We start from the raw sequence: 25,799 nt of genomic DNA, 5'->3' as shown, positions 1-25,799 counted from the left end.
AGTATCAAACTAAAACAAGGCCCTATTGATCATGACCCTCGCGCTTGCAGATGCCGACACACCGATTGCCGAGGACGGAGCAGACGGAGCGGCCAGCCATCCCTTGTTTGATCATGCGCCGCGCTCGGTGTCGTTCAACAAGCTGCGCAAGCGGCTGTTGCGTCAGGTGCGGCAGGCGATCGATGATTTCGACATGTTGAAGGGCCAGAAACGCTGGCTCATTGGCCTGTCGGGTGGCAAGGACAGCTATGGTCTGCTGGCGCTGCTGCTGGATCTGAAATGGCGCGGCCTGCTGCCGGTCGAGCTCTTGGCCTGCAATCTTGATCAGGGACAGCCGAATTTTCCAAAGCATATCCTGCCAGAATATCTGACATCCATAGGCGTTCCTCACCGGATTGAATATCGTGATACCTATTCGGTGGTGAAAGAAAAAGTGCCGCAGGGTGGCACCTATTGTTCGCTCTGTTCACGCCTTCGGCGGGGCAATCTCTATCGCATCGCCCGCGAAGAAGGCTGTGACGCCTTGATTCTCGGCCATCATCGCGAAGATATTCTCGAAACCTTCTTCATGAATTTCTTCCATGGCGGCCGTTTGGCAACCATGCCAGCCAAATTGCTGAATGATGAAGGTGATCTGTTTGTGATGCGGCCTTTGGCCTATGCGGCCGAGGATGACCTGGCAAAATTTGCCTCCGCCATGCAGTTTCCGATTATCCCTTGCGATCTTTGTGGCTCGCAAGATGGCTTGCAGCGCAATGCCATGAAGGAAATGCTGGCAGGCATCGAGGCAAAAATGCCGGGCCGAAAAGATACAATGCTGCGCGCGCTCTCCCATGTGAATGCGTCGCATCTCCTCGATCCCAAGCTTTTCGATTTTTCTGCATTGACTGTCACACAGTCTTCATAGGGAAGAGTCAGGCAGGCAGCGAAACTTCCCATAGCCAAGAGAGATTCTCTGTGTTTGATGACCATGATATCGGTGCCGTCCTTGAGATTGTCAAAGAAGCTGCCCGTCTCGATATTTTACCCCGCTTTCGCAGCCCTGATATGGGTGATGTGACGGAAAAGAAATCCGCAATTGATTTGGTCACCGATGCTGACCTTCTGTCTGAGCGGCGCATGACCGAGGCATTCCGCGCCCGGTGGCCCAATGCGCTGGTGGTGGGCGAAGAGGCCTGCGAAACCAATCCGGGGTTAATCTCTGCATTGAGGGATGCCGAGCTTGCCTTTGTCATCGATCCCGTTGACGGCACTTTTAATTTTCAGGCAGGCTTGCCCACCTTTGGCACCAATCTGGCCGTTGTGGTGCGCGGTGAGACGGTGGCGGGCATCATCCATGAGGCGGTGCTGGGTGACACGCTTGTGGCATCCAAGGGCGCAGGCGCGCACCTGCTGCGCGCTGATGGCCATCAAGCACCCATTGCAGTCGCAAAGCCTGTGCCGGTGTCTTCCACGGTTGGCACCATTTCGATCAATGATATAGGCTATGAACAGCGGCGGCGCATTGCTGGCAATCTTGCCAAGACCCAGATGGCTTTTGCCTATAATTGTTCCGCCTATGAATATTGGATGGCCTCCACCGGCAAGGTTCATTTCATCGGTCATCATAAACTGATGCCATGGGATCATCTGGCTGGTGTCTTGATTCATCTTGAAGCCGGTGGCTTTACTGCTCGATTTGATGGTACGCCCTACCTTCCGGGCCACACAACGGGTGGGATTTTGTCAGCACCAGACGTTGAGAGCTGGCAGGAGATCTTGCAGGAAATTGTTCTGGCATAAACCATTACCAGATTTTGTGTTTATCTATTGAAAGGAAACACCATGGCGAACGTTGATATCGCAACCCTTGCCAATCTGTTGCAAGAAGCGGCGGAGACAGAAATTCTGCCCCGCTTTCGCAACTTGGGTGAGGGCGATGTGCGGATGAAAACGGAAGCCATTGATCTGGTGACGGAAGCGGATGAAGCCGCAGAGCGGTTGATCCGCGCCCGTATCGAAGAGTTCATGCCGGAGGCGGTGTTTATTGGTGAAGAGGCGGTGGCCAGTGATCCGGCCTTGCTGGGCAAACTGGCTGATGCTGAATTAGCCGTTGTGGTGGACCCGATTGACGGCACATTTAATTTTGCCGCCGGTTTGCCGCTGTTTGGCGTCATGCTGAGCGTGGTGCACAAGGGCGAAACCATTGCCGGTCTGATTTATGATCCCATGGGCAATGATTGGGCAATTACCGAGAAAGGCAGCGGTTCTTGGCTGTGCAAGCCCGATGGCAATCAGGAAAAGATGGAAATGGTGGCGGCACCAGCGCTCTTACAAATGGTGGGCATTGCCAACACTGGCTTCTTCGATCTGGAAACGCGGCGCAAGATTCTGGTCAATCTCGCTGAAGTTCGCATTTTCACCAGCTATCGCTGTGCTGCGCACGAATACCGTGCCCTGTGCCAAGGTCATCTGCATTTCGCGATGTACAATAAACTGATGCCTTGGGATCATCTAGCGGGAACGCTGATGGCGCAGGAATCGGGCGGGTATGCCGCCCGTTTTGATGGCTCACCCTATTTGCCGCACCACACCACCGGTGGTTTGCTGATTGCGCCGGACGAAGAAACCTGGCTTGAACTGAAGCAGAAGGTTTTCACCGTATAATAATCCTACTGCTTAACAAAAAAGCCAGAACAGCGATGTTCTGGCTTCAGACTGCTGACAAACCCTAAATTTATCCTCGACGTCATGCTCGGCCCTGTGCCGAGCATCTAACCACGCTAATTTCACAAGCAAAGTCAATTGCTTATCCAGCCACGGCAGACCCTCGGGACAGGCCCGAGGGTGACGAAACGTCGAGCGAGAGGTTTGTCAATAAGCTGAAGCCAGAACAGCGATGTTCTGGCTTTTTTGTTTGATCATGCTTCAGACTTTCGGGTTGTGCGGCTGGAAAAGCTTGCCTTTTTCAGCGATCAGCACAAACACAAGGCCAATCACACCAAGGATGAAGTATCCAAACACCAAGGGGTGTGCCGTGCCGTCGAAAGCCTGCCCGATGATGGCACCGAGGATTGAGCCGCCAACGGTGGAAATAAAGCCCAGAACGGATGATGCGGTACCAGCCACATGGCCCAGAGGCTCAATAGCCAGCGTTTGGAAATTGCCACCGATCCAGCCAAACTGAAACATGGAGAGGGAGAAAAACATCATGAACAGCGCAAAGGGCAGGGGCTGAGGACCGTAAAGTTCAGCAACAAGCCATAAGGTGTTTACGGTAATAAACCCAAACAGGGAGCCATGGGACAGCTTGCGCATGCCAATACGGCCCACCAGTTTCGAATTCACAAAGGATGAGAGCGCCATGAAGATGGCGACGCCTGCAAAGGCCACCGGAAACCATTCACCGAGATGGTAAATGCCCTGATAGATCTGTTGCGCCGAATTGATGAACCCAAACAGGCCACCAAACACAAAGGTGCTGGCCAGCGTGTAGCACAGCGCTATCCGATTGCTCAAAACAATCTTGAAGCCCTGCAGAATGACCGCTGGGGTGAATTCGCGTCGATTTGCCGGGTCCAGTGTCTCTGGCAGGCGCTTATAGGTCCAAATGCTGGTGAGCGTGGCACCGATGGCGATCATCAAAAAGATCAGATGCCAATTGCCAAACAGCATGATCAACTGACCGGAGCCAGGGGCAACGACCGGAATAATCATGAACACCATCATGATCAGGGACATGACTTCGGCCATCTGCCGCCCGCCATAGATGTCGCGCACGATGGAAATGGTAATGACGCGTGTGCCCGCAGAGCCGGCACCCTGAATGAAACGCAGAATCAATAGACCGGCAAAGCTCGGCACAATGATAATGGCCAGCGCTGCGAGAATATAGATGACAAGACCGATCAACATCGGATTGCGCCGCCCGAACCGATCAGACAAAGGACCGTAGATCAGTTGTGCGCAGCCGAAACCGATGAGGTAAGAGGTGACAACATATTGCCGGTGATTTTCATTTTCGACATTCAATGCCGTACCAATTTGTTGCAAAGCGGGCAGCATAATGTCGATTGCCAAGGCATTCATGGCCATCAATGCAGCGCAAAGAAAAACAAATTCGAGCTTGCTCATCCCCTTGAGGGCGGCAGGCAAAGAACGGTGGGAATCCGTCATGAAATATGTCCTACAAACAGCCGAAAGGCGTCGCAGGGCGCGACGCCTTTATCAGAAAGTGATGATTCACAATAACGACACCGGACTTAAATAACAACCGGCTTTAGAAGGTGTCGGGGAACATGATTGGTGGTTTTCCCGAAAAGACAAGCACCATCAAAGCAATCCAGAATCTGTCTGGTTCGATCTGAACCTCGCAGACTCTGAAACGCTATCTCAGGCCGCGCCGCGAACGGTAATGCCTTTTTCCTGCATGTGGGCCTGAAGCTCACCAGCCTGGAACATTTCGCGCACGATATCGCATCCGCCGATAAATTCGCCCTTGATATAGAGCTGAGGAATCGTTGGCCAGTTGGAATAGGTCTTGATGCCTTCGCGGATTTCCTGATCAGACAGGACATTGATGCCCTTGTAGTCAACGCCCAGATAATCGAGCATTTGCACCACTTGTCCGGAAAAACCACATTGCGGAAACTGGGGTGTTCCCTTCATGAAGAGCACGACATCGTTGCTTTTCACTTCATTGTCGATGAATTCATTCACACCGCTCATGGATTTATCCTTTCACATGCGGGTCAAGGCCGCAGTTTGATTTCTATATATAAGCACCGTGTGCCAAACTTGCAAAACCGAATGGCTGATTTTTACATCAGCCGTTGTTGCGGGTTCTGCGCCGCGCCTGTCTTGCAGATTTGCTGCGATGAACCGGCTTGGCAATCTCTGCGGGCTTATCCGTCTGCACGGCGCTTGCGCGTTGCAGGCGCTTTTCTTTGTATTTTCTTCTATCTGTCATCTCGCCCTTGATAGAGCCGAGAAGCGATTTGATGAAAGAAGAGATTGGATTGCTCATGGCTTTTGCTATCTGTCTCAAGCGTCGGGAATGGATGTTTGCAATGCAAGCGCATGCAGCACGCCGCCCATGTTGCCCTTCAGAGCATCATAGACCATCTGGTGCTGTTGCACACGGGTTTTCCCGCGGAAAGCTTCAGCCACAACCTCGGCCGCGTAATGATCGCCATCTCCCGCCAGATCGCGGATGACCACCTTGGCACCGGGAATGCCAGCCTTGATCATGTCTTCAATATCACCGGGTTTCATCGCCATGGTTTTGCTCCCAATTTTCGTTATTCTGCGGCTGCAAGGCTCGGTGCCTTGCCATCCATAAATTCAGGGAACCATGATTCATGGGCATTGCGCAATTCTTCAGTCGAGATTGTGCACACTTCGGCAATCGCCAGCGAATCGCCGCCAACCTTGCCAAGGCGACGGAACGGAATGCCTGAGCCTTCGGCATTGGCACAGAAGAAATTGGCCAATTCAGCCGGTACGGTCATGACATAACGGGCCTGATCTTCACCAAACAGCAGGGCATGGTTCAAACCCCGGCTTTCAGACAGGTCAATTTCCATGCCCTTGCCGGATGCAATCACCATTTCACTCAATGCGATGGCAAGGCCACCCGAGGAAATGTCGTGGCAAGCGGTGACCTGACCATTGCGAATGGCAGAGCGCACAAAATCACCATTGCGGCGCTCAGCATGCAGGTCCACGTCGGGGGCTGGGCCATCGGTGCGGCCCAAAAGATCGCGAAGATAGATCGAGCTGCCGAGATGCGATCCGTCCACGCCAATCATGATAACATGATCGCCTTCATTGGCGGTGCCAATCTTGGCCATACGGCTCCAGTCGGGAAGTAGTCCAACGCCGGCAATGGTGGGTGTTGGCAGAATGGCAACGCCATTGGTTTCATTATAGAGCGAGACATTGCCCGACACGATCGGGAAATCGAGCGCGCGGCAGGCTTCGCCAATGCCCTTGATGGCCTCAACCAACTGCCCCATGATTTCAGGCTTTTCAGGGTTGCCGAAGTTCAGATTGTCCGTCGATGCCAAAGGCTCGGCACCCGTGGCCGTAATATTGCGCCAGCATTCGGCAACGGCCTGCTTGCCACCTTCAAACGGGTCGGCCTCAACATAGCGTGGTGTTACGTCCGAGGAAAAGGCCAGCGCCTTGGTGGGGTGGTTCTCAACCCGCACCACGCCTGCGTCGCCGCCGGGCAGTTGCAGGGAGTTGCCCTGAATCAGGGTGTCATATTGCTCATAGACCCAGCGGCGGCTGGACTGGTTGGCAGAACCCACGATGGACAGGATAGCCTCGCGATAATCGGCTGGCTCTTCTACCAGATTGGCAGGCAACGCGCCGCGCTTGTCCGATTCGCGCCAAGGGCGGTCATATTCCGGGGCCTGATCGCCAAGCTCCTTGATGGGTAGATTGGCGACTTCCTCGCCCTGATGCAGAATGCGGAAGCGCAAATCATCGGTGGTTTTGCCAACGATGGCAAAGTCCAGACCCCATTTGACGAAAATGGCTTTGGCAACCTCTTCCTTGGAAGGCTCCAGCACCATCAACATGCGCTCCTGGCTTTCAGAGAGCATCATTTCATAGGCGGTCATGTTTTCTTCGCGTACCGGCACGGTGTCGAGATCAAGCTCAATGCCGAGGTCGCCCTTGGCACCCATTTCCACCGCCGAACAGGTGAGGCCAGCCGCGCCCATATCCTGAATGGCGATAACAGCGCCGGTCTTCATCAGCTCAAGGCAGGCTTCCAGCAAGCATTTTTCGGTGAAGGGGTCGCCGACCTGCACGGTTGGGCGCTTTTCTTCGATTGATTCGTCAAATTCGGCCGAGGCCATGGTTGCACCGCCAACGCCATCGCGGCCCGTCTTGGCACCCAGATAGACGACGGGCAGGCCAACGCCCTTGGCTTCAGACAGGAAGATAGCATCGGACTTGGCAAGGCCAGCCGCAAAGGCATTAACAAGGATATTGCCGTTATAGCGCTCGTCAAACTCCACCTCGCCGCCAACCGTTGGCACACCAAAGGCGTTGCCGTAGCCGCCAACACCCGCAACAACGCCAGAGACCAGATGGCGGGTCTTTGGGTGATCAGGTGCGCCGAAACGCAGGGCATTCATGGCAGCAATCGGCCGCGCGCCCATGGTGAACACATCGCGCAAAATGCCGCCAACACCCGTGGCAGCGCCCTGATAAGGCTCGATATAAGAGGGGTGGTTATGGCTTTCCATTTTGAAAACTACGCAATCGCCATCATCAATGTCGACCACGCCCGCGTTTTCACCGGGGCCTTGAATCACCCGCGGGCCGGTGGTGGGCAGGGTGCGCAGCCAGCGCTTGGAGGATTTGTAAGAGCAGTGCTCATTCCACATGGCGGAAAAGATGCCGAGTTCCGTGAAGGTCGGCTCCCGTCCGATCAGTTGCAGGATCCGGTCATATTCCTCTGGCTTCAGGCCATGGGAGGCGACCAGTTCCGGGGTGATCTGGATTGCATTCGGGATCGTCATGGTTCTCTCTTCATCCGGCAGTGGGAATTTGCGCACCTTTTATAACAGGCAATTCATTCGCGCGACTGGAAAATGTGTGGTGCCACTGGAAAATGCGGCCTTTCCAGGATTTGCAGCCAAATTGCTGTTTCTTTGCCACATTGAGATGTTGTCCTTGGTCTGCTAAATGCGATTTTGGTGCCTACAGCGCCGTGCGCCAAATATGGCGCACAAAGGACGCTGTAACACTTTAAGCCTGCTGCATAATTTTCACCTTAAATCGATTCCGATTTAAGGAATTATGCAGTAAGCATAATCTGTTTGGGGATTGTGGATTTCTTTTCACCTTTTCGCTGAACCTTGCGCTAAACTCAGGCGATGAATGATTTGGTTCTGTTGATCCAATGTAGCAAAGATACAAAACAGGTGGCCCTGTGATCGACCCTTATTCCATGCTCGGACTTGAGCGCGACGCCGATGAGACGGCCATCAAGGCGGCTTACCGTAAGAAGGTCAAGAGCGCGCATCCTGATACAGGCGGAGATCCGGATGAGTTTGGCCGGATCACGACGTCTTATGATCTGCTGAAAGATCCCGTGCGCCGCAAGGTCTACGATGACACTGGCTATGACCCGCAATTGGCTGATGTGGCCGATCTCAAGGGGCTGGTTGTTCTCGAATCTCTGATCAACGATATGATTCTGGATGAGCGCGAACCGGGCAGCTTTGATCCGGTGGCGGCATTGCGGCGCAAGCTGACCGACGATGTGTTGAAGTCACGCTTTAACATTCTGGAACTCGAGCGTCATCGTGGCCGGATTCGCCAGCACGTTGATCGCCTTGGCCGCCGTCCGGAAAAGGATGTGCTGGGGTCTATGCTGCGTGCCCGCACGCAATCCATCTCGGAGGCCATCAAAGCCGCAGAAGCGCAAATTGATGCCATAGAGCGCGCCTATGAAATGCTGGAAGGCTATTCTTATGAATTGATGCCTTTAGAGCGCCCTGAGGACAACAATGTTTCTCCCGAGGGCGATGATTCTGAGGCGGGTGCCTTTTCGGACGCGCCAATCGAGCCGCCGAAGGCCGCAGAATAAACCTGCCGACCTTTGTGCGTTTTATAAAACGCAAGGCGCTGTAGAGCGCGCGCGGTGCAGTAAAGCTGTTTCGATGCATGACTGTCCTTTTGGCAGTCATGCATTTTTTTTATGCCCATCGCTGAAAGTCTAGCCATCGCATCTGCTGTGCGACAATGGAACGGTGCAGATTCTTTGTTGTCTTGTTTTGTCCCAATGGTGGAAATGTGTATCATTTTGGATCACATTGATAAAAGTCATTAACTCAGGTTTAATATTTAACCGAAAAAAAACGCGCTCTGCGCTCTCCTTTTTTGGGAGGCATTTTGGATGAATTGTCCGTCGGAAGGCTTGGTGATTTTGGCCTAATTTTCGAGATAATTTATTGATATATAATAATATTATTTAGAGTTCTTAGGCGTGAAAATCGCGCCCACTTGCCTCACGAGCGCAGGCTTTGAGAGGCGCGCGATGCAATTTGGAAGTGAACAGACTGTTGCTTGCTTTCACATCTTCTCGTAACGTTTCGGCAATGCAGCGTTTGTTTTTCAAAACTTCGGGAACAAAAACGTGATTGCGTCATTTTATAGCTGGTTTTTTGAGCAAGTGTCCCGTCGCACATTTGGGCTCGTGGTTCATTTTGTTGCAATTGGGCAACTCATCAAGCGCATGCAGGCCATGAGGATTCGTAAATTTTCTTTTGGGCGAGGGGTCGCAAAATCGAACTTAAAAGGGATCTTGGTTCATGACTCGTTTCGATATTAGGGGCCTGTTCCGGAGCAGCCATGAAACGTTTGGCGATCGTCTCAATGTAGGACGTGACCTTGCTGGTCTGGAGTTTTCGGATTTGGCTGTTGCGGCCAATGTGTCCGAGCGCACGTTGCGTGCTTGGGAGGCAGGTAAGAGCAATATTGATGGCAAAAGCCTGGAGAAAGTGGCGGCGCTTTTAAATGTGTCGTCTACCTGGTTGTTGACAGGCGAAGGTGTCGGGCCGCAGGCGCAGAATGAAAACTCCGACATGATAAATTTCATGCGGTGGGAGTTGGAGCGCCTGACAAGACTGCATCAGGAAACGGCTGAAATGATTGATATGCTGCACCGCCAGATCGGTGATCTGGAGCAGAACGCAAGTTTTTAAAGTGATTGCCCCGCCTTATGGCGGGGTGCCGGTCAATGCAGTGATGATCAATGTAGTGACGATCAATCCACCACTGTGGGGCCAAAGACGGTTTCAAATGCGTCTTTGAGCAAAACGTCGACATCTGCCATGGTCACAGGCAATCCCAGATCGACCAGACTGGTCACGCCATAAGCGGATATGCCACACGGCACAATGCCGCCATAATGGGATAGGTCTGGTTCCACATTCAGCGACAAACCATGAAAACTCACCCAGCGGCGCAGGCGAATGCCCAATGCGGCAATCTTATCCTCAGCCATGGTGCCATCGGGCAGGGCGGGCTTTTCCGGACGGCGTACCCACACGCCCACACGATCTTCACGCCGCTCGCCACGAACGTTCATCATGTCCAGCGTGCGAATAACCACATCTTCAAGAGCGGCCACAAAGGCGCGCACATCCTGGCGGCGGCGCTTCAGGTCCAGCATCACATAGGCGATGCGCTGGCCTGGACCGTGATACGTGTATTCGCCACCGCGACCGGTGGAAAAAACCGGAAATCGCTGGGCGTCGATCAGGTCTTTTGAGTCTGCGCTGGTCCCGGCCGTGTAGAGCGGCGGGTGCTCCACCAGCCAGACAAGTTCATCTGCTTGCCCGTTGGCAATGGCTGCAACCTCGCGCTCCATCGTCGCAATGGCCTCTTCATAAGGCACAAGGTGATCACTGATGCGCCAGCGCACGGGGGGGTGGCCGGGTTTTGCGAACATATCAGTATCAAGATCGGTACGGAGCATCGGAGGCAGTCCTGTATGGTATGCAGTAGATTTAAAGCGTTACAGTGAACCCTTGTGCGCCTTATATGGTACGTCGCGCCGTAAAATGATACAACGCCGTGCGATTTATCAAGCACACGGCGTTGTAGGACGTTCTTTCGATTCTGTCAGTATCGATTGCCGGTATTCATCAACCGCCGGGCTTACGGTGTGTTACAGCGCCGTGCATTTTATAAAGCGCACAAAGGACGCTGTAACCCTTCAAATATGCTGGATAATTTCCACTTTAAATCCACTCCGATTGAAGGAATTATGCAGGAGGTGCGAGGTAATCATGCACCACTTCGCCCAGACCAAGCGTGAGATCAGCAATGATGTGGACCGCTGAGATAACCTTGAGGACGGGCAGCTCTGCCACGCGCGCAAGCGCATGATCGACCAGTTGCAAGCCTGCGGGGCCTTCCCATGCACCCTTCACGGTAATATCGGTCATATAGTAGCGCACCAACTCGCAAATGCGCGGTGAGCAATCGACATGCGGAATGATTTTCAAAAGGAAATTGGCACCACTTAAACTCTCTTTCACCGGTTCAGGATCAAGGGCGCGATGTTTAAAGCCCATAGATCCCGTGGCAACGCGGATGGAGCCAACATCCAGTGTGCCGATGATTGCGTTTTTCTCTGTATGCAGGTTTGGTTCGGCCAGCTTCTTGGGAAAGCCCCAGATCTCACGCCCGCCAGCAATTGGCCCATCGTCATTGAGATACATTGCGTGAACATATCCGCCCTTTTGTCCATTGAATGATACGGGGATGACCTGGCCCGACTCGGTGTAATCGCCAAATCCAAAGGAATCGGGCATGCGGATGAATTCAAATTTCACCACTGGCTCGGTAATTTCCAATGGTTCCGGCACCACGGCGCGAAGGGCGTCCATATCTGTGCGGTAGGTGATAATCATATATTCGCGATTGATGAACCGATACGGCCCCTTGGGATAGGTCGGATTGGTCAAAGGCATGGAAAATGCGTTTTTGCGAACGTCTTCAGGTCTCATGTGTCTGTACGCTTTCTAATGCAGGCCGGTGCCTTGTTGCTGACATTGCATTCGAAGTATCAACAAAATGTCGCTTGACGCTTATGGGTGTGTTTTTTAGCGCGTCACCATCAAGGGTTTAGATTGGATTCGGACGGCAGTCAAAAACTGCCTGCGGAATTGGTAAATTTTCCCCTTGGTAATGAAATTTAAAATCCCATATATTTCAATGGTTAAAGGTGTAATTGAAAGTGAAAGTGCGGGATTTCAAAAAAATGTTGCACACCGCTCTTGTGCACCCGAAAGGCATTTGCTAGATGCAGCTCGTCGCCGCAAAACGGTAGACACTACCACGATGCGGTCGTGGCGGAATTGGTAGACGCGCAGCGTTGAGGTCGCTGTGGGGCAACCCGTGGAAGTTCGAGTCTTCTCGACCGCACCAAAAAAGCCCGGCTTTTAAGCCGGGTTTTTTGTTGAATGCGATACGTGTTCTGGCTGCATAACGTCGAAGCGAAACGCAGCGAAGGTTTTCAGAAAATCCTATGCTCTTGATGAGCGTCAATCGTCTTCCGGTTCGTGGCTGTCCACGCCGATGGTTTCAATATTGTTGATCACGTGATGGACATTCGGCACACTGAGGGCCAGCCGCGCGGCCATGCTGCGCTCGCCTGCGGTGTCAACCATTCCGGTCAGGGTGGCGGTGTGGCCATCGACGAAGATTTCGACATTGCTCAGCGTCCCACTGGATGCGGCGTCAAAGCGTTCCGAGATCTTGCTCTCGATGTCATCGCTTTCTTCGCGCCCCACTGTTTCTGGCCGCAGCCCGTCTTTCAGGCTCTCTTCTTCGCCAACACCATCGACATTGACAATCCGATAGCCGTCATTGTGGTCACGATCAAAATTGCCAGCTGTGGAGCCGTAAGGGCGATTTTCGGGTGGAAGCGAACCTGCGCCCGGCGTATCGGAATAAGGCCAGCCGTCGCGAATATTGCGCGATTCGAGGTCACGAAGGTCGTCTTCGCTCGGAGCTGCGTTTTCATGTCTCGGGTAGGTCATTGCGTGCTCTCCCTGATTTTCGGGCCATGCTTGATGGCCTGATGATGATCTTGAAGAGAGAACGTGTGAACGACGGTTTTGTTCAATTGGTGTTATAGCATACGTTGCTGAATCCAGATTCTGGTCAAAACACCGTCTTGCCAAAACATGGAGATCCGTTTGGAATCAGACGCGGCTCACTTTCTGCCATTTTTTGAGTAGTCGCTCGCGCTTCAGGCGGGAAAGACGGTGGATCCAGAATTTTCCGTCGAGCTGGTCGATCTCGTGTTGCATGCAGATGGCGGCAAAATCGCGCATCTCCTCTTCCACCACGCTACCATTCAGCGTCTGATAGCGGATCACGGCCATGCGAGGCCGGGTGACCGTTTCCGTCATGCCGGGCATGCAGACGCTGCCTTCCACATGCTCCATGGTTTCTTCGGAAAGAGAGAGTATTTCGGGGTTCACATAGGTTTTGCGGCCGCCCAACTCGGGCAAATCAAGCACCACCACGCGCCTTAATTCGCCCACATGGGCCGCTGTGATGCCCACGCCGGGTGCTTCGCGCATCGCATTATACAGCTGATCGCAAAACAGACCGAGCGCCTCATCAAAACACTGCACTGGCTGGCATGGCTGATCCAGGCGTGAATCGGGGTATCGCAAGATTTTCAATGACATGATGCTTGCTTAATCAACACCGCCAGCCATGCGCAAGCGGCGCTGATCGGGCACGATGACATGTCGATTGTTTTCAATGACAATCACGTTCTCTTTACGCAGTTTTGTCATTTGTCGACTGACCGTTTCAATGGTCAAGCCCAGAAAATCGGCGATATCGGCGCGGGAGAGGGGCAGGTCAAACGTCTTTTTAAACGGCTGGGTTGGATCAATATGGGTGGCGATCAGGTACAGGAAGCTTGCCACCTTTTCCTGCGCGGTTTTACGCCCCAGTGTGAGCATCCATTCTCTGGCTTCATCAAGCTCTTTGAGGGCTTGCTGATGCAATTTGTGCTCAAGATCCGGTGTTTCACTCACCAGCCGTTCGAACCCGACACGTGGGAAAGCGCAGACTTCCACATTTGTGGCAGCTTCTGCGGTCAGATTGCTTTCCTTGAGGAAAGGGCGGCCCATGAAGTCGGGGGCAAATTGCAAGCCAACAATCTGCTGGCGGCCATCTGCCATCATTTTCGAGAGCTTCACGACGCCGTGTAGAATATTGCTGTAGCCGACAGTTTGTTCACCCTGGCCAATCACTTCGCTCCCGGCGTCGAAATGGCGTTTTGTTGATGTGCGGTTGAGCTCGATCAATTGCGCACTGGAGAGTGCCGCGCATACTCCACCATGCCGTGCTTCGCATGCGCTACAGACGGTCGGCGGTGCGTCGGACACAGCCGTGATGTTGCTTTTGCTTTGCGTATCCATTGTTCGCCCCACGCTAACGTATGAATGGATGCACCATCCATTGTCGATATCGAGCCTTTGCCACGACCCGATTTACGTCAATATCTCTACTTAAACGAGACTATCAAGAAATTGATCGAAGTCAAAGCGCTGTTATTGCCGATGCTCTAATTCATGAGGCCAAGATGCGTTTACACGAGGCTGAGCCTGATGATTGTGAAAGACCTGCTGGACAAATATTCTGCTGCCGTTCCTCGCTACACGAGCTATCCCACCGCGCCGCATTTTCACAGTGGCGTAGACTGCGGCAAATATTCGCAATGGCTCTCAACCCTTTCAGCAGGGCAGTCCATTTCCCTTTATATTCATATTCCCTACTGTGACCGTCTTTGCTGGTTTTGTGCCTGTCACACACGGCATACGCTGAAATATGGACCGATAAAGACCTATCTTGAAGCGCTTTTTGTTGAAATCGAGCAGGTTGGCGCTCGTGTGAGCGCTGAGTCGAAAGTCGTAGAAGTGCATTTGGGTGGCGGTTCCCCCACCATGTTGCGCCCCGAAGACATGGTTGCTCTGATGGCGCATTTGCGCGCGCATTTCAGTTTTGCCGAGGCGGTGGAGTTGAGCGTTGAGATGGACCCCAATGATCTCGATGAGGGGCGTTTTGACGCCCTTGCAGCCATAGGTCTGACACGCGCCAGCCTTGGGGTGCAGGACTTTGATCCCGTCGTGCAAAAAACCATTAATCGCATCCAGACATTTGAGCAGACAAAATCAGTGGTTGAGGCGGTGAGGGCGCGCGGCGTTACCTCGGTGAACTGTGATATTTTATACGGATTACCCCATCAGACCGTTGAAACCTTGCAAAGCACTGTGCGCGATATTCTGTCTTTGGCTCCGGATCGCGTTGCACTCTTCGGTTATGCCCATGTGCCGTGGATGAAGAAGCACCAAACCATGATTGCCGAGGATGCGTTGCCGGGTGTCGGCCAGCGGTTTGAGCAAATGTCGCGGGCAGCATCCATGCTGGTCGATGCCGGTTATCAGGCAATCGGTATCGATCATTTTGCTCTGCCCGATGATTCTATGGCAACGGCTGCGCGGGAAGGCCGCTTGCGGCGTAATTTTCAAGGCTATACCACAGATGCAGCCGACGCCCTGATCGGCCTTGGCGCATCCTCCATCAGCCAGTTGCCGCAGGGCTATGTGCAAAACATGGCAGCCACGGGCGAATATCAGCGGATGGTCAAGCAGGGCGGTTTGGCAGCGGTGCGTGGCATTGCGCTCTCCACCGATGATCGCGCCCGCGCTGCGGTGATTGAGCAGATCATGTGCGATTTCGGCTTTTCGTTTGCCGAATTGCGCAGGGCTTTTCCGCAGGATGCGGAGCTGATCATCACAGAGGCAAAGGTTTTTGCAGGCAGCGATCGTGATGGCCTATGCAGCATCGAGCAGGACTATTTTGCTCTGACCAGAGTTGGAAGAACCTTTGCCCGTAGCGTGGCTGCCGTGTTCGATTGCTACCTTTCGAACGGCAAAGCACGACATTCCATCGCAGTTTGAACCATGATGATCGAAAATTTGCGGCTAACGGGCTAAACAGGCCATTGGCTTTTGTTTGAGTTTTGCCTATGTGAAACGCTGAATTTGAATTTGTGAAGGAAAAATGGCGTGACCGCTACATTCGATAAAGTTGCCGACATCATTGCTGAAACCAGCGAGATCGACCGGGAAACCATTACGCCTGAAAGCCACACCATCGATGATCTTGGCATCGACAGCCTCGATTTCCTCGACATCGTGTTTGCGATCGACAAGGAATTCGGCATCAAGATCCCGCTGGAAAAGTGGACTCAGGAAGTCAATGAAGGCAAGGTGACCACGGAAGAATATTTCGTGCTCAAGAACCTCTGTGCCAAGATTGATGAGCTGAAAGCCGCCAAAGCTTGATGACCAAAACCTCAGGCGGCGCTTGATGCAAGCGACGCTTGATGTTTGTGCGAAAGGCAAAGGGTATCTGATGCTTTTGGAATATTTCCAGATGGTCGATAAGGTTGAATCCGTCGATCTCAGTGGTCCAACTTTGAAGGCGCGATCGGTTGTGCCGGAAAAAAGCCCGGTTTTTGAAGGGCATTTTCCTGGAATGCCGCTTGTGCCTGGCGTGTTGCTGATCGAGACGATGGCGCAGGCCTCGGGGCTTCTGGTTCTCGCTGTTACGGATTTTGCGTCCATGCCGTTCTTGATGTCGGTCGATGGTGCGAAAATGCGCAGCTTTGTTGAGCCGAATGCCGTTTTGGATATCGAAGCCTATCTCGAGCACGAAGGCTCCGGCTTCGCTGTCACCAAAGCAAAAATAACCTGCGACGGCAAGAAAGTGGCGGATTGCCAGCTTAAACTGCGCACCATGTCCTTTTCCGAGATCCCGCTCGGAGATATCGTGCGCAGGCGGGCCGAAGATATCGGCCTTATGGCTGCAATCTCCGCTGCTGGTTAAGTGAGATTCTGAGGAATTCGTCAATAAGGCCGCCGCTTTTGCGCGCGGCCTTATTGCGTAAATTCGTCTGTCGGAGTACGGCAGGTCTATAACCCTGACCCTGAGGTTTTCGCTTGGGTCAGGTGTTCAGCTGTAAGAGTTTATTTGGGAAGAGTGGCTGCCAGTTTTCTCCAATGATAAACGCAGAGAAGACAATTGAGAGGCTGTGCCGGTTGGCATGAACGCGGCAGACTCCCTATGTACGGTGCTGCTGGTTTCAAAGCACGGTGTTGCTGAAGAGGTATGATATGCAAAAGACGCCCAAGGATGTGGTCATTACCGGCATCGGTATTGTCAGTTGCTTTGGTACGGGTAAAGAGCCGCATATTGCGCTGCTGTCGGGCAAAAATGCGCCTGTTCCACCGATTGAGTCGGAAAAGTTCAAGCCATACCCCATTCACCCCATGCCCGAGATTGACTGGTCTTTGCAAATCGCCAAGCGCGGTGATCAGCGCCAGATGGAAAACTGGCAGCGGCTTGGTGTTTATTCTGCCGGCCTTGCTTTGGATGATGCCGGGCTGAAAGATAACGTGGAAGCCTGTTCCACGATGGATATGATTGTCGCGGCTGGTGGTGGTGAGCGTGACGTTGCCGTTGATACATTGATCATCAACGAAGGTCTGAAGCGCAATGATCGTGAGCAGTTGGTCAATGAGAAGCTGACCACAGAATTGCGGCCAACCCTGTTTTTGGCGCAGCTTTCGAATCTGATGGCGGGCAATATCTCAATTGTTCATAAGGTCACAGGCTCGTCGCGCACATTTATGGGTGAAGAAGCGGCCGGCCTGTCAGCCATTGAAACCGCATTTCATCGCATCCGTGCCGGGCAATCGACGCACTCGCTGGTGGGTGGCGCATTTGTTGCTGGCCGCGATGATATTTTTCTGCTGGTCGAGGGCATTCAAGCCCATGCCAAGGGCGAATGGAAGCCGCTGTGGCAGCGTGAGCAGGCGGATGGCGGCGGCATGATTCTTGGCACCGTTGGGGCATTCCTGGTGCTGGAATCGCGGGAACATGCGCGAGCGCGCGGTGCGCATATCTATGCAACGATTGACGCCATTGAGAGTGATCGTGGCCGTCGCGATGAGGGCGGCCTGGAAAAGCGCCTGAACCGCATTGCCGAGGCCGTTGGCAAGGATATGGCCTCTGGTGCTCTGGTGTTGTCCGGTGCCAGCGGCATGCACGATATTTCTGCGCGGGAAAAGGCAGTGCTGGACGCTGCATTCCCAGGCTCGGTGGTGCGCGGTTTTGGTGGCGTGACAGGGCATGGGCTGGAAGCACAGTTCCCGGTTGGTCTGGCGCTGGCAGCCTTGGCGCTGGATTCAAAAACCACGGTTCCGGCTTTTGATGAAAAGGCCGAGGCTGTGATGAGCGAGCCTGCCAGCGAGGCGATTGTCACAACGGTTGGCTATGTGCGCGGCGAAGGCATGGCGCGCCTGTCGGCTGAAGCCTGAGGAGTTGAGACACATGACGAATTCTCGTTTCAAGGATCATTTGGGCCGCCCCATCGTTGCCGTCACCGGCATGGGGGTCATTACCTCGTTGGGGCAGGGGCTCGCTGACAATTGGGCCAAGCTCACCGGCGGTGTTTCAGGCATTCACGCCATCAGCCGCTTTCCCACGGAGGGCCTGAACACCCGCATCAGCGGCACGGTGGATTTTATTGACGTGCCAGCCAACAACGCAGTTGAGCGCTCCTATGCCATGGCACGCGAAACAACGCTCGAAGCCTTGGCGCAGGCCGGTATTTCCGGCGAGTTTAACGGCCCACTTTTCCTCGCCGCCCCGCCGGTTGAGCCTGAGTGGGAAGATCGTTTCATTTTGGCCGAGCGCGCACCCAAGGGTGAATATGCTCACGCATATCAGCAGGTTTTGGCCGCAGTGCGGGCAGAAGCTGACCCTGTGTTTTTGGAGGCCGTACAGTTTGGCTCGATTTCGGAGCGTCTGGCTGACCGCTTTGGCACCCGTGGCTTGCCCGTCACGCTATCGACGGCCTGCGCATCGGGTGCAACAGCAATCCAGCTTGGTGTTGAAGCCATTCGTCAGGGCCGCACCGATCGTGCGCTGACGGTGGCAACAGATGGATCTGTGGGTGCGGAAGCGCTGATCCGTTTTGCGCTGTTGTCGGCACTCTCCACCCAGAATGATCCGCCAGAAAAGGCCTCCAAGCCTTTCAGCAAGGACCGTGATGGCTTTGTGATTGCCGAAGGCTCGGCAACGCTGGTACTGGAATCGCTGGAATCGGCCATTGCGCGTGGCGCAAAGGTGCTGGGCATCATGAAGGGCTGTGGCGAAAAGGCCGATCATTTCCATCGCACCCGCTCTTCACCAGATGGCGGGCCAGCGATTGCCACCATCAGGGCTGCATTGGATGACGCAGGGCTGGCGGAAGATGCTATTGGCTATATCAATGCCCACGGCACCTCGACCCCTGAAAATGACAAGATGGAATATGGTGCCATGCTCTCAGTGTTTGGTGAGCGCTTGAGCGACCAAATTCCTGTGTCATCCAACAAGTCGATGATTGGTCATACGCTGACGGCAGCCGGTGCTGTTGAAGCGGTCTTTTCCATTCAAACCATGTTGACCGGCACCTTGCCGCCAACCATCAACTACACCAACCCGGACCCAAGCATCGTTATGGATGTGGTGCCAAATGTGAAGCGCGATGCGCAGGTCAGTGCTGTTTTGTCAAACAGCTTTGGCTTTGGCGGGCAAAATGCCAGCCTGATCATGGCGTTGGAGCCAGCATAAGCTGGTGCTGAGAAAAAATTGAGAGAGTAAGGCCTTCGGGCAAGAAGGATTAAGACCTATGCGCGCATTGCAACTGATCGAAGACCGTAAGCTGGAAATCACCGACCTGCCAGAGCCAGACGCTCCCGGTCCGGGTGAAGTGACGCTGCGCGTCAAGGCGGTCGCACTGAACCACATTGATGTCTGGGGCTGGCGCGGCATGGCCTTTGCCAAGCGCAAAATGCCGCTGGTAATTGGCGCTGAAGCATCGGGCGTGGTTGAGGCCATTGGTCCGGGCGTTGGTAATATCCTGCCCGGGCAGTTGGCAGCGGTTTATGGCGCGCGCACCTGCGGGCTGTGCAAGCCATGCCGCGAAGGTCGCGACAATCTGTGCGAACATGTAGGCGGCGTGCACGGCTTCCATCTTGATGGTTTTGCGCAGGAAAAGATCAATATTCCGGCCCGTTTGCTGGTGCCCGCTCCTCCGGGTGTGGATGCCGTGGCGGCAGCGCTTGCCCCTGTGACCTTTGGCACCGTTGAGCATATGTTGTTTGACAATGCCAAATTGGAACCCGGCGAGACGATTTTGGTCCATGCCGGTGGCTCAGGAATTGGTACGGCAGCGATTCAATTGGCCAAGAAAATTGGCTGCACGGTCATCACCACGGTCGGTTCGGACGATAAGATTGAGCCTGCGAAAGCGCTGGGTGCAGACCACGTCATCAATTATCGCACAGATCGGTTTGAAGGCGTGGTGCGCAAGCTGACCAAGAAAAAGGGCGTTGACGTGGTGTTTGAGCACGTCGGTAAAGACACATGGGCAGGCTCGATGCTGTGCCTGAAGCGCGGCGGGCGGCTTGTGACCTGCGGCTCCACCTCGGGTGTTTCGACCGAGATGAACCTGATGATGCTGTTCCAGCAGCAGCTAAAGCTGCTTGGCTCCTTTGGTTGCCGCATGGAAAACATGGCCAATGCCATGCAGAAAATGGCGCGCGGCATTGTGCATCCGGTGATCGATACCGAAGTGACGTTTGAAGATATTGATGTTGCGCTGAAGCGCATGGAAGGCCGACAGATTTTCGGCAAGATCATTCTGAAAATGGATTAATGCCGTGAAACGGCTGTTGCGACGAATTCTCACGCCGCTGGTTTTGCGCTTTCGCGCGTTTCCGCAATGGTTGGTGGCCAAACTGCTGCTGATATTGCTGATGACGCTGAAAGTGTTTCCAGCGGATGCTGCCTTGAATTTTGCTGATCGTGTGGTGCGCTTTGTTGGGCCGAAGCTGGCCCGCCATCAACTGATGTTGACCAACCTGCGCAATGCCTTTCCGGAAAAAACGGCGGCAGAGATCGAAAAAATTGCCTCAGATGCCTGGGGCCACATGGGTCGTCAGACGGCGGAATATGTGTTTCTCGACAAGCTGTTTGATTTTGATCCGGCAAAGCCGGGTGAAGGGCGCATAGAAGTCTCCGGCATTCCGGTGTTTATGGAATTGCTTAACGCGCGCCGCCCCTTCATTGTTTTCACCGCCCATACCGGCAATTTTGAAATGCTGCCGGTGGCTGGTGCTGCCTATGGTCTGGACGTAACCGTGCTGTTTCGTCCGCCCAACAATCCGTATATCGCCGATATGGTGTTTGGCTTTCGAAAAGCACGGATGGGAAATCTGGTGCCATCGCATGCTGGCTCGGCTTTTCATCTTGCCAGCCAGCTGGAAGGTGGCAATGGCGTTGGCATTCTGGTGGATCAAAAGTTTTCGCGTGGAAAGCCAACAACCTTTTTCAATCAGGATGTGCGTACCAATCCGCTGTTGGCCAAGCTGGTTCGCCAGTTTGATTGCGATGTCTTTCCCGCCCGCTGCATTCGTTTGCCGGGAAACCGCTATCGGCTGGAAATAGAGCCCAGAATTGCTCTGCCCTTGGATGACAAAGGCAACCTCGATGTGCAGGCCACGGCGCAAATGCTGAATGACAAGGTGGAGAGCTGGGTGCGGGAATATCCCGAGCAATGGCTTTGGTATCACGACCGCTGGAACATCAAAAACACCCTTCAGGCCTCTTGAAACCAGCGGGCGGCAATTTCGGAATTTCGACCGTTGCGAACGCGCCCGCTCCGCGCTAAACCTCAAGCATGACCGATATATCCAGACCCGAAACGCTTCGCATTGCGGTAGCACAGTTTAACCCGACCGTCGGCGATGTGGCTGGCAACCTTGCGAAAGCGCGGGATGCGCGCGCGCAGGCGGCTTTTCTCGGTGCTGATCTCGTGTTGTTGACAGAGTTGTTTCTGTCTGGCTACCCGCCAGAAGATCTGGTGTTGAAACCCGCTTTTCTGAAAGCGTGTCAGGCGGCCGTTGATCAGCTTACCGCCGATACTGCCGATGGTGGCCCCGGTATGATCATCGGTTTTCCACGTCAGGGGGAAAAAGGACGGCATAATTCCGTTGCCATCATTGATGGCGGCAAAATTCTGGCGCTGCGCGACAAGATCGATCTGCCCAACTATGGCGAATTTGATGAAAAACGGGTTTTCGTTGAAGGCGAGATGCCGGGGCCGGTGAATTTCCGGGGCGTGCGCATTGGCGTGCCGATCTGCGAAGAAATCTGGAATGATCTGGGCGTGTGCGAAACGCTGGCCGAAAGCGGCGCAGAGATTTTGCTGGTGCCCAATGGCTCGCCCTATTATCGCGGCAAGCTGGATGTGCGCTATCAGGTGGCATTAAAGCAGGTGATTGAAAGCGGCCTGCCGCTGGTGTTTGCCAATCAGGTGGGCGGACAGGATGAGCTGGTGTTTGATGGAGCCAGCTTCTGCCTAAATGCCGATAAATCGCTGGCATTTCAGATGCCGCAATTTGAGGAAGCCTTGACACTGACAACCTGGCAGCGCGGCAAGGATGGCTGGCGCTGCGAAGCGGGCGTGGTTGCAGACATTCCGCAAGGCGAGGAGGCCGATTACCGCGCCTGCATGCTGGGCTTTCGCGATTATGTCAACAAGAATGGGTTCAAGAGCGTTGTGCTTGGCCTGTCTGGCGGCATTGATTCGGCCATTTGCGCGGCTATGGCGGTGGATGCACTTGGGCGGGAGCGCGTGCGCACGATCATGCTGCCTTATCATTACACATCTCAGGAATCCTTCAAGGATGCTGAGGATTGCGCCAAAGCGCTCGGCTGCCATTACGATATTGTGCCGATTGCCGAGCCGGTTGAAGGTTTCCTCTCCAGCCTGGGTGATATGTTTGAGGGTACCGAAAGCGGCATTACCGAAGAAAATCTGCAAAGCCGTACCCGTGGCACCATTCTGATGGCGGTATCCAACAAATTTGGCTCCATGGTGGTGACAACCGGCAATAAATCCGAAATGTCGGTAGGCTATGCCACGCTTTATGGCGATATGAATGGCGGGTTTAACCCGATTAAAGACCTTTACAAAATGCAGGTCTATGCACTGTCGGCCTGGCGCAATACGCAAGTGCCGGTGGGTGGTCTTGGGCCTGCGGGCGAGGTTATCCCTGCCAATATTATCTCCAAAGCACCCTCGGCAGAGCTTCGGCCCAACCAGACCGATCAGGACAGCTTGCCGCCTTATCCAGTGCTGGATGATATTTTGGAATGTCTGGTGGAAAAGGAAATGTCTGTAGAGGACATTCTGGCCCGTGGCCATGACATTGCCACCGTGCATCGGGTGGAGCATCTGCTTTATCTGGCCGAATACAAGCGCCGCCAGTCGGCTCCGGGTGTGAAAATCACCAAGAAGAATTTTGGCCGGGACCGCCGCTATCCGATCACCAACCGTTTCCGGGACAGGTGACGTGATGCGAAGCTCTGTCGAGATCTACAACATTAAGACCCGCCAGAGCCGCATTGTCTGGCAGACGGAACGGCTGGTAGAAGCGCCAAACTGGTCACGTAATAGTCAGTTCCTGATCATCAATGATGATGGGTTGATGTATCGGTTGCCGCTTTTCGGTGCGCCGGTGCCCGTTAAAATCGACACAGGCTTTGCCACCCGTTGCAACAATGACCATGGGCTGTCGCCCGATGGTCAGTGGCTGGCGATCAGCGATAAGGTCGAGCATGGCAAGAGCTGCATCTACATTTTGCCCGCTGAGGGTGGCACGCCCATCCAAATCACCGATAACCTCCCATCCTATTGGCACGGCTGGTCGCCGGACGGGCAGCGGGTGTGCTATTGCGGCATCCGTAATCAGGTGTTTGATATCTACACCATCACGGTTGAAGGCAGTGACGAGCGCCGCCTGACCCAAGGCGAGGGCCGCAATGACGGCCCGGATTGGTCAGCGGATGGGCAGTGGATTTATTTCAACTCCAGCCGCACCGGCTTGATGCAGATCTGGCGCATCCACCCGGACGGCACGGGCTTGCAGCAGATAACCAACGATAATTACGGCAACTGGTTTGCGCATCCTTGCCCCAACAATCGCAAAGTGGTGCTGATCTCCTATGATCCTGAGGTGTTTGACCACCCGCGCGATCTCAATGTGCGCATGCGCCTGATGGATATGGATGGCGGCAATCTGGAAACCCTGTTTGAGCTGTTTGGCGGGCAGGGCAGCATCAACGTGCCAAGCTGGTCACCATCCGGTGAAGAGTTTGCCTATGTTCGGTATTTTCCGGTCAGTGCCTAGTCGGACCGCACTCTTTCCATTAGATAGCTTTTGTCAGGTGCTCATTTTACGATGAGAGAATCGGGAATGCGGTGAAATTCCGCAACGTGCCCAACGCTGTGAGGTGGATGGTTGCTTTTTATGCCACTGGTGAGAACCGGGAAGGTGAGGCAATCAGACGAAGCCCAGTCAGAAGACCGGCCTGACAAGATAGATGCTCCTGCATGGACGGCAGGCGCGTTTTGCTCGACCGTGATTCGTCTCGAATCGCGGAAGGCGCATTGTTGGGGATCAAACGATGCAAGACACACCAAACGATTCTCTGGTTTCCGCCGGGGCATTTTCTGAACAGGAACGCGCCGCCGTCTACAGGGCCATCATGACCCGCCGCGACGTGCGCGATGAATTTCTGCCCGACCCAATCGACGATGACACGCTCTGGCGCATCCTCACCGCCGCCCACCACGCGCCCTCGGTGGGCTTCATGCAGCCGTGGAACTTCATTCTGGTGCGCGACGCCGCCCGACGCCAAGCCGTCTGGCAAGCCTTCTCCAAGGCCAATGATGAGGCGGCAAGCCTGTTTGAAGGCGAAAAAGCCACTCTCTACCGGAACTTGAAGCTGGAAGGCATTCTCAAAGCCCCCCTCGGCATCTGTGTCACCTGCGATCCAGACCGCGCAGGCCCCGTGGTGTTGGGCCGAACCCATAACCCCCGCATGGACAGCTACTCCACCGTCTGCGCCATCCAAAACCTCTGGCTTGCCGCCCGTGCAGAAGGCATCGGCATGGGCTGGGTCAGCATTTTTCACGATGCAGATTTACGCGCCATTCTCAATATTCCAGACCGGGTTGAGATTGTCGGCTACCTTTGTCTCGGCAAAGTCACTGAGCTTTATGATGAGCCGGAATTGCAGGTGAAAGGTTGGCGCAAGCGGTTGGCGCTGGAGGATTTGGTGTTTGAGGAGGGGTGGCGAGAAACGGTATGAGACTGGAACTGTGCACCTTCAGGGCCGCAGGAAGATCAAAATGGTTACAGTTGGGACCAATCGCTAGACTCCATGTTCTGCGACAAATTTGCGACGTAATGTACCTTACTTCGGCTTTGCTGACACAGGGCGATTTGCATCAAGATAAGCGGTAAGTGCGAAGGCGTTCCCACTCACCGTTCTCTCTTGTCACTGGGTTAAATCAATAACTTTCGCAAAATCAAGATTCTGAGGCGCGGTCCATGTTTGCTCCCGCACAGTCTCTATCGCCTGCGCCGTAAGTGGAACGGAATTATCCACGACAGTGAGATCAAAATTTGCGGCCCAGACGCTGCCCTTTCCCTTCAAGAAAAAACCGAAGTGAAGTGAAACGCCCTCCGGCGGAACGTCAAGAATGATTCGTCGCTTTGTCCAGCTATTATCACCGAACAGCCAACCATCAGGATGTTGCTTCAAGTTATCAAAGACGAGTACGTGGCCTGGGGATTTATCGACGCGCATCCATATGGTTGCACCATGGGACACGCGCTCGGTGGCCAGATCAGCGCAAATTTCCAGCCGTTTCCCATGATAAGGTACCGCAGATACGGATTGCATAAGTGTGCCAAAGACTTTTGCCGTATGACTGTATCGTGTTGGTATGGCCTGCGTGTAGCTGATCAGCGCTGCCCTGCGGCTTGAACCCAGTGCGTTTTCATCAACGCCATAATCGAATTCAGTTGGGTATTCACCAACGAAATTCCACGCCTGAATGCCTTGCAGGCGGCGTTCATCGGATGCTTCTGCCCGTTTTATCCGGGCGGAGAGTGTATTCCAATCATCCAAGCCAAATTGTTTTGCAATAATATTCAGGCTTTCGCCATGGGATATATCGACACTTTTCTCACGAAGAGAAGTCACGAGAACCTTCGCCATACGCTTGGCGTCTCGGTAGGTATACATTTAGTTTCCCTGTGATAGGTCAATCCCAAAGGCCAGTGCTCACG

26 protein-coding genes, 1 tRNA gene and 1 riboswitch are annotated in these 25,799 nt (G+C 54.0%); of the genes, 16 read left to right on the top strand and 11 right to left on the bottom strand.

The window, feature by feature from the left end:
• The first annotated feature begins 31 nt into the window (after positions 1-31).
• From ttcA to E6C51_RS05025, 3 genes are read left to right on the top strand one after another with little or no spacing between them, the layout of a single operon-like run.
• A complete protein-coding gene (gene ttcA / locus E6C51_RS05035) occupies positions 32-907 on the top strand; it encodes a tRNA 2-thiocytidine(32) synthetase TtcA (protein ID WP_146929342.1) in 876 nt (291 codons plus the stop codon).
• Between the two features lie 50 nt (positions 908-957).
• The gene (locus tag E6C51_RS05030; protein WP_230987068.1) at positions 958-1,782 is read left to right on the top strand and encodes an inositol monophosphatase family protein; all 825 of its coding nucleotides are present in this window, start codon (positions 958-960) and stop codon (positions 1,780-1,782) included.
• Positions 1,783-1,824: 42 nt separating this feature from the next.
• Complete coding sequence (locus tag E6C51_RS05025) at positions 1,825-2,646, top strand: inositol monophosphatase family protein (RefSeq protein WP_190235246.1); 822 nt, start codon at positions 1,825-1,827, stop codon at positions 2,644-2,646.
• A 261-nt stretch (positions 2,647-2,907) separates the two neighbouring features.
• On the opposite strand, the gene E6C51_RS05020 is transcribed toward E6C51_RS05025, so the two are convergent.
• The 5 genes from E6C51_RS05020 to purL all read right to left on the bottom strand — a co-directional run bounded on the left by E6C51_RS05020 (position 2,908) and on the right by purL (position 7,517).
• Positions 2,908-4,155: a multidrug effflux MFS transporter gene (locus tag E6C51_RS05020; protein ID WP_186827636.1), complete on the bottom strand. Its 1,248-nt coding sequence runs from the start codon at positions 4,153-4,155 to the stop codon at positions 2,908-2,910.
• A 216-nt stretch (positions 4,156-4,371) separates the two neighbouring features.
• Positions 4,372-4,707, bottom strand: a complete 336-nt coding sequence (grxD, locus tag E6C51_RS05015; protein WP_146929352.1) for a Grx4 family monothiol glutaredoxin — start codon at positions 4,705-4,707, stop codon at positions 4,372-4,374.
• Positions 4,708-4,804: 97 nt separating this feature from the next.
• Positions 4,805-5,005, bottom strand: a complete 201-nt coding sequence (locus tag E6C51_RS05010; protein WP_190235245.1) for a hypothetical protein — start codon at positions 5,003-5,005, stop codon at positions 4,805-4,807.
• A 17-nt stretch (positions 5,006-5,022) separates the two neighbouring features.
• On the bottom strand, positions 5,023-5,259 hold the full coding sequence (locus tag E6C51_RS05005) for a BolA/IbaG family iron-sulfur metabolism protein (RefSeq protein ID WP_075640695.1): 237 nt from the start codon (positions 5,257-5,259) through the stop codon (positions 5,023-5,025).
• A gap of 20 nt (positions 5,260-5,279) precedes the next feature.
• On the bottom strand, positions 5,280-7,517 hold the full coding sequence (gene purL / locus E6C51_RS05000; protein WP_190235244.1) for a phosphoribosylformylglycinamidine synthase subunit PurL: 2,238 nt from the start codon (positions 7,515-7,517) through the stop codon (positions 5,280-5,282).
• Between the two features lie 431 nt (positions 7,518-7,948).
• On the opposite strand from purL, the gene E6C51_RS04995 reads away from it, so the two are divergent.
• Positions 7,949-8,590, top strand: a complete 642-nt coding sequence (locus tag E6C51_RS04995; RefSeq protein WP_146931136.1) for a J domain-containing protein — start codon at positions 7,949-7,951, stop codon at positions 8,588-8,590.
• Between the two features lie 724 nt (positions 8,591-9,314).
• Positions 9,315-9,707 carry a helix-turn-helix domain-containing protein gene (locus tag E6C51_RS04990; protein WP_146929361.1) on the top strand — a complete coding sequence of 131 codons (393 nt, stop codon included), beginning with the start codon at positions 9,315-9,317 and terminating at the stop codon, positions 9,705-9,707.
• Positions 9,708-9,769: 62 nt separating this feature from the next.
• Here E6C51_RS04990 and lipB read toward each other — a convergent pair whose 3' ends face one another.
• Positions 9,770-10,483: a lipoyl(octanoyl) transferase LipB gene (gene lipB, locus E6C51_RS04985; protein ID WP_146929364.1), complete on the bottom strand. Its 714-nt coding sequence runs from the start codon at positions 10,481-10,483 to the stop codon at positions 9,770-9,772.
• A gap of 289 nt (positions 10,484-10,772) precedes the next feature.
• Positions 10,773-11,519, bottom strand: a complete 747-nt coding sequence (locus E6C51_RS04980; protein WP_146929367.1) for an acetoacetate decarboxylase — start codon at positions 11,517-11,519, stop codon at positions 10,773-10,775.
• 336 nt (positions 11,520-11,855) lie between these two features.
• Here E6C51_RS04980 and E6C51_RS04975 point away from each other — a divergent pair.
• A tRNA-Leu gene (locus E6C51_RS04975) sits at positions 11,856-11,940 on the top strand.
• Positions 11,941-12,056: 116 nt separating this feature from the next.
• On the opposite strand, the gene E6C51_RS04970 is transcribed toward E6C51_RS04975, so the two are convergent.
• The 3 genes from E6C51_RS04970 to E6C51_RS04960 all read right to left on the bottom strand — a co-directional run bounded on the left by E6C51_RS04970 (position 12,057) and on the right by E6C51_RS04960 (position 13,958).
• The gene (locus tag E6C51_RS04970; protein ID WP_190235243.1) at positions 12,057-12,554 is read right to left on the bottom strand and encodes a BON domain-containing protein; all 498 of its coding nucleotides are present in this window, start codon (positions 12,552-12,554) and stop codon (positions 12,057-12,059) included.
• A 165-nt stretch (positions 12,555-12,719) separates the two neighbouring features.
• On the bottom strand, positions 12,720-13,214 hold the full coding sequence (locus tag E6C51_RS04965) for a peptide deformylase (protein ID WP_146929373.1): 495 nt from the start codon (positions 13,212-13,214) through the stop codon (positions 12,720-12,722).
• Positions 13,215-13,223: 9 nt separating this feature from the next.
• Positions 13,224-13,958: a Crp/Fnr family transcriptional regulator gene (locus E6C51_RS04960; protein WP_146929376.1), complete on the bottom strand. Its 735-nt coding sequence runs from the start codon at positions 13,956-13,958 to the stop codon at positions 13,224-13,226.
• A 192-nt stretch (positions 13,959-14,150) separates the two neighbouring features.
• Here E6C51_RS04960 and hemN point away from each other — a divergent pair, with 192 nt between their 5' ends.
• The 10 genes from hemN (at position 14,151) to bluB (ending at position 24,813) form a co-directional block, all read left to right on the top strand.
• Complete coding sequence (hemN, locus tag E6C51_RS04955; protein WP_190235485.1) at positions 14,151-15,500, top strand: oxygen-independent coproporphyrinogen III oxidase; 1,350 nt, start codon at positions 14,151-14,153, stop codon at positions 15,498-15,500.
• A gap of 108 nt (positions 15,501-15,608) precedes the next feature.
• Positions 15,609-15,887 (top strand): acyl carrier protein, encoded by a 279-nt coding sequence (locus E6C51_RS04950; RefSeq protein WP_075640705.1) that lies wholly within the window; start codon positions 15,609-15,611, stop codon positions 15,885-15,887.
• 70 nt (positions 15,888-15,957) lie between these two features.
• Entirely contained in the window at positions 15,958-16,431 is a 474-nt protein-coding gene (locus E6C51_RS04945) for a 3-hydroxyacyl-ACP dehydratase FabZ family protein (protein WP_190235484.1), read from the top strand.
• Positions 16,432-16,718: 287 nt separating this feature from the next.
• Positions 16,719-17,924, top strand: a complete 1,206-nt coding sequence (locus E6C51_RS04940) for a beta-ketoacyl-ACP synthase (RefSeq protein WP_190235242.1) — start codon at positions 16,719-16,721, stop codon at positions 17,922-17,924.
• Positions 17,925-17,937: 13 nt separating this feature from the next.
• The gene (locus E6C51_RS04935) at positions 17,938-19,224 is read left to right on the top strand and encodes a beta-ketoacyl-ACP synthase (RefSeq protein WP_190235241.1); all 1,287 of its coding nucleotides are present in this window, start codon (positions 17,938-17,940) and stop codon (positions 19,222-19,224) included.
• A 58-nt stretch (positions 19,225-19,282) separates the two neighbouring features.
• Positions 19,283-20,311 carry a zinc-binding dehydrogenase gene (locus tag E6C51_RS04930; protein ID WP_190235240.1) on the top strand — a complete coding sequence of 343 codons (1,029 nt, stop codon included), beginning with the start codon at positions 19,283-19,285 and terminating at the stop codon, positions 20,309-20,311.
• A 13-nt stretch (positions 20,312-20,324) separates the two neighbouring features.
• On the top strand, positions 20,325-21,266 hold the full coding sequence (locus E6C51_RS04925; protein WP_230987091.1) for a lipid A biosynthesis lauroyl acyltransferase: 942 nt from the start codon (positions 20,325-20,327) through the stop codon (positions 21,264-21,266).
• 68 nt (positions 21,267-21,334) lie between these two features.
• Positions 21,335-23,011 (top strand): NAD+ synthase, encoded by a 1,677-nt coding sequence (locus E6C51_RS04920; protein WP_190235239.1) that lies wholly within the window; start codon positions 21,335-21,337, stop codon positions 23,009-23,011.
• A 4-nt stretch (positions 23,012-23,015) separates the two neighbouring features.
• Positions 23,016-23,849, top strand: a complete 834-nt coding sequence (locus tag E6C51_RS04915) for a TolB family protein (protein ID WP_190235238.1) — start codon at positions 23,016-23,018, stop codon at positions 23,847-23,849.
• Between the two features lie 18 nt (positions 23,850-23,867).
• Positions 23,868-24,048: riboswitch (cobalamin riboswitch) on the top strand.
• A 78-nt stretch (positions 24,049-24,126) separates the two neighbouring features.
• On the top strand, positions 24,127-24,813 hold the full coding sequence (bluB, locus tag E6C51_RS04910; RefSeq protein WP_190235237.1) for a 5,6-dimethylbenzimidazole synthase: 687 nt from the start codon (positions 24,127-24,129) through the stop codon (positions 24,811-24,813).
• Positions 24,814-25,002: 189 nt separating this feature from the next.
• Here bluB and E6C51_RS04905 read toward each other — a convergent pair whose 3' ends face one another.
• Positions 25,003-25,755: a glyoxalase superfamily protein gene (locus E6C51_RS04905; protein ID WP_190235236.1), complete on the bottom strand. Its 753-nt coding sequence runs from the start codon at positions 25,753-25,755 to the stop codon at positions 25,003-25,005.
• Between the last annotated feature and the right edge of the window lie 44 nt (positions 25,756-25,799).

Origin of the sequence: Gillisella terrae, assembly GCF_004801395.1 — a bacterium.
Taxonomy (GTDB): Bacteria; Pseudomonadota; Alphaproteobacteria; order Rhizobiales; family Rhizobiaceae; genus Allorhizobium; species Allorhizobium terrae.
This window is presented reverse-complemented; position numbering and strand designations above follow the sequence as displayed.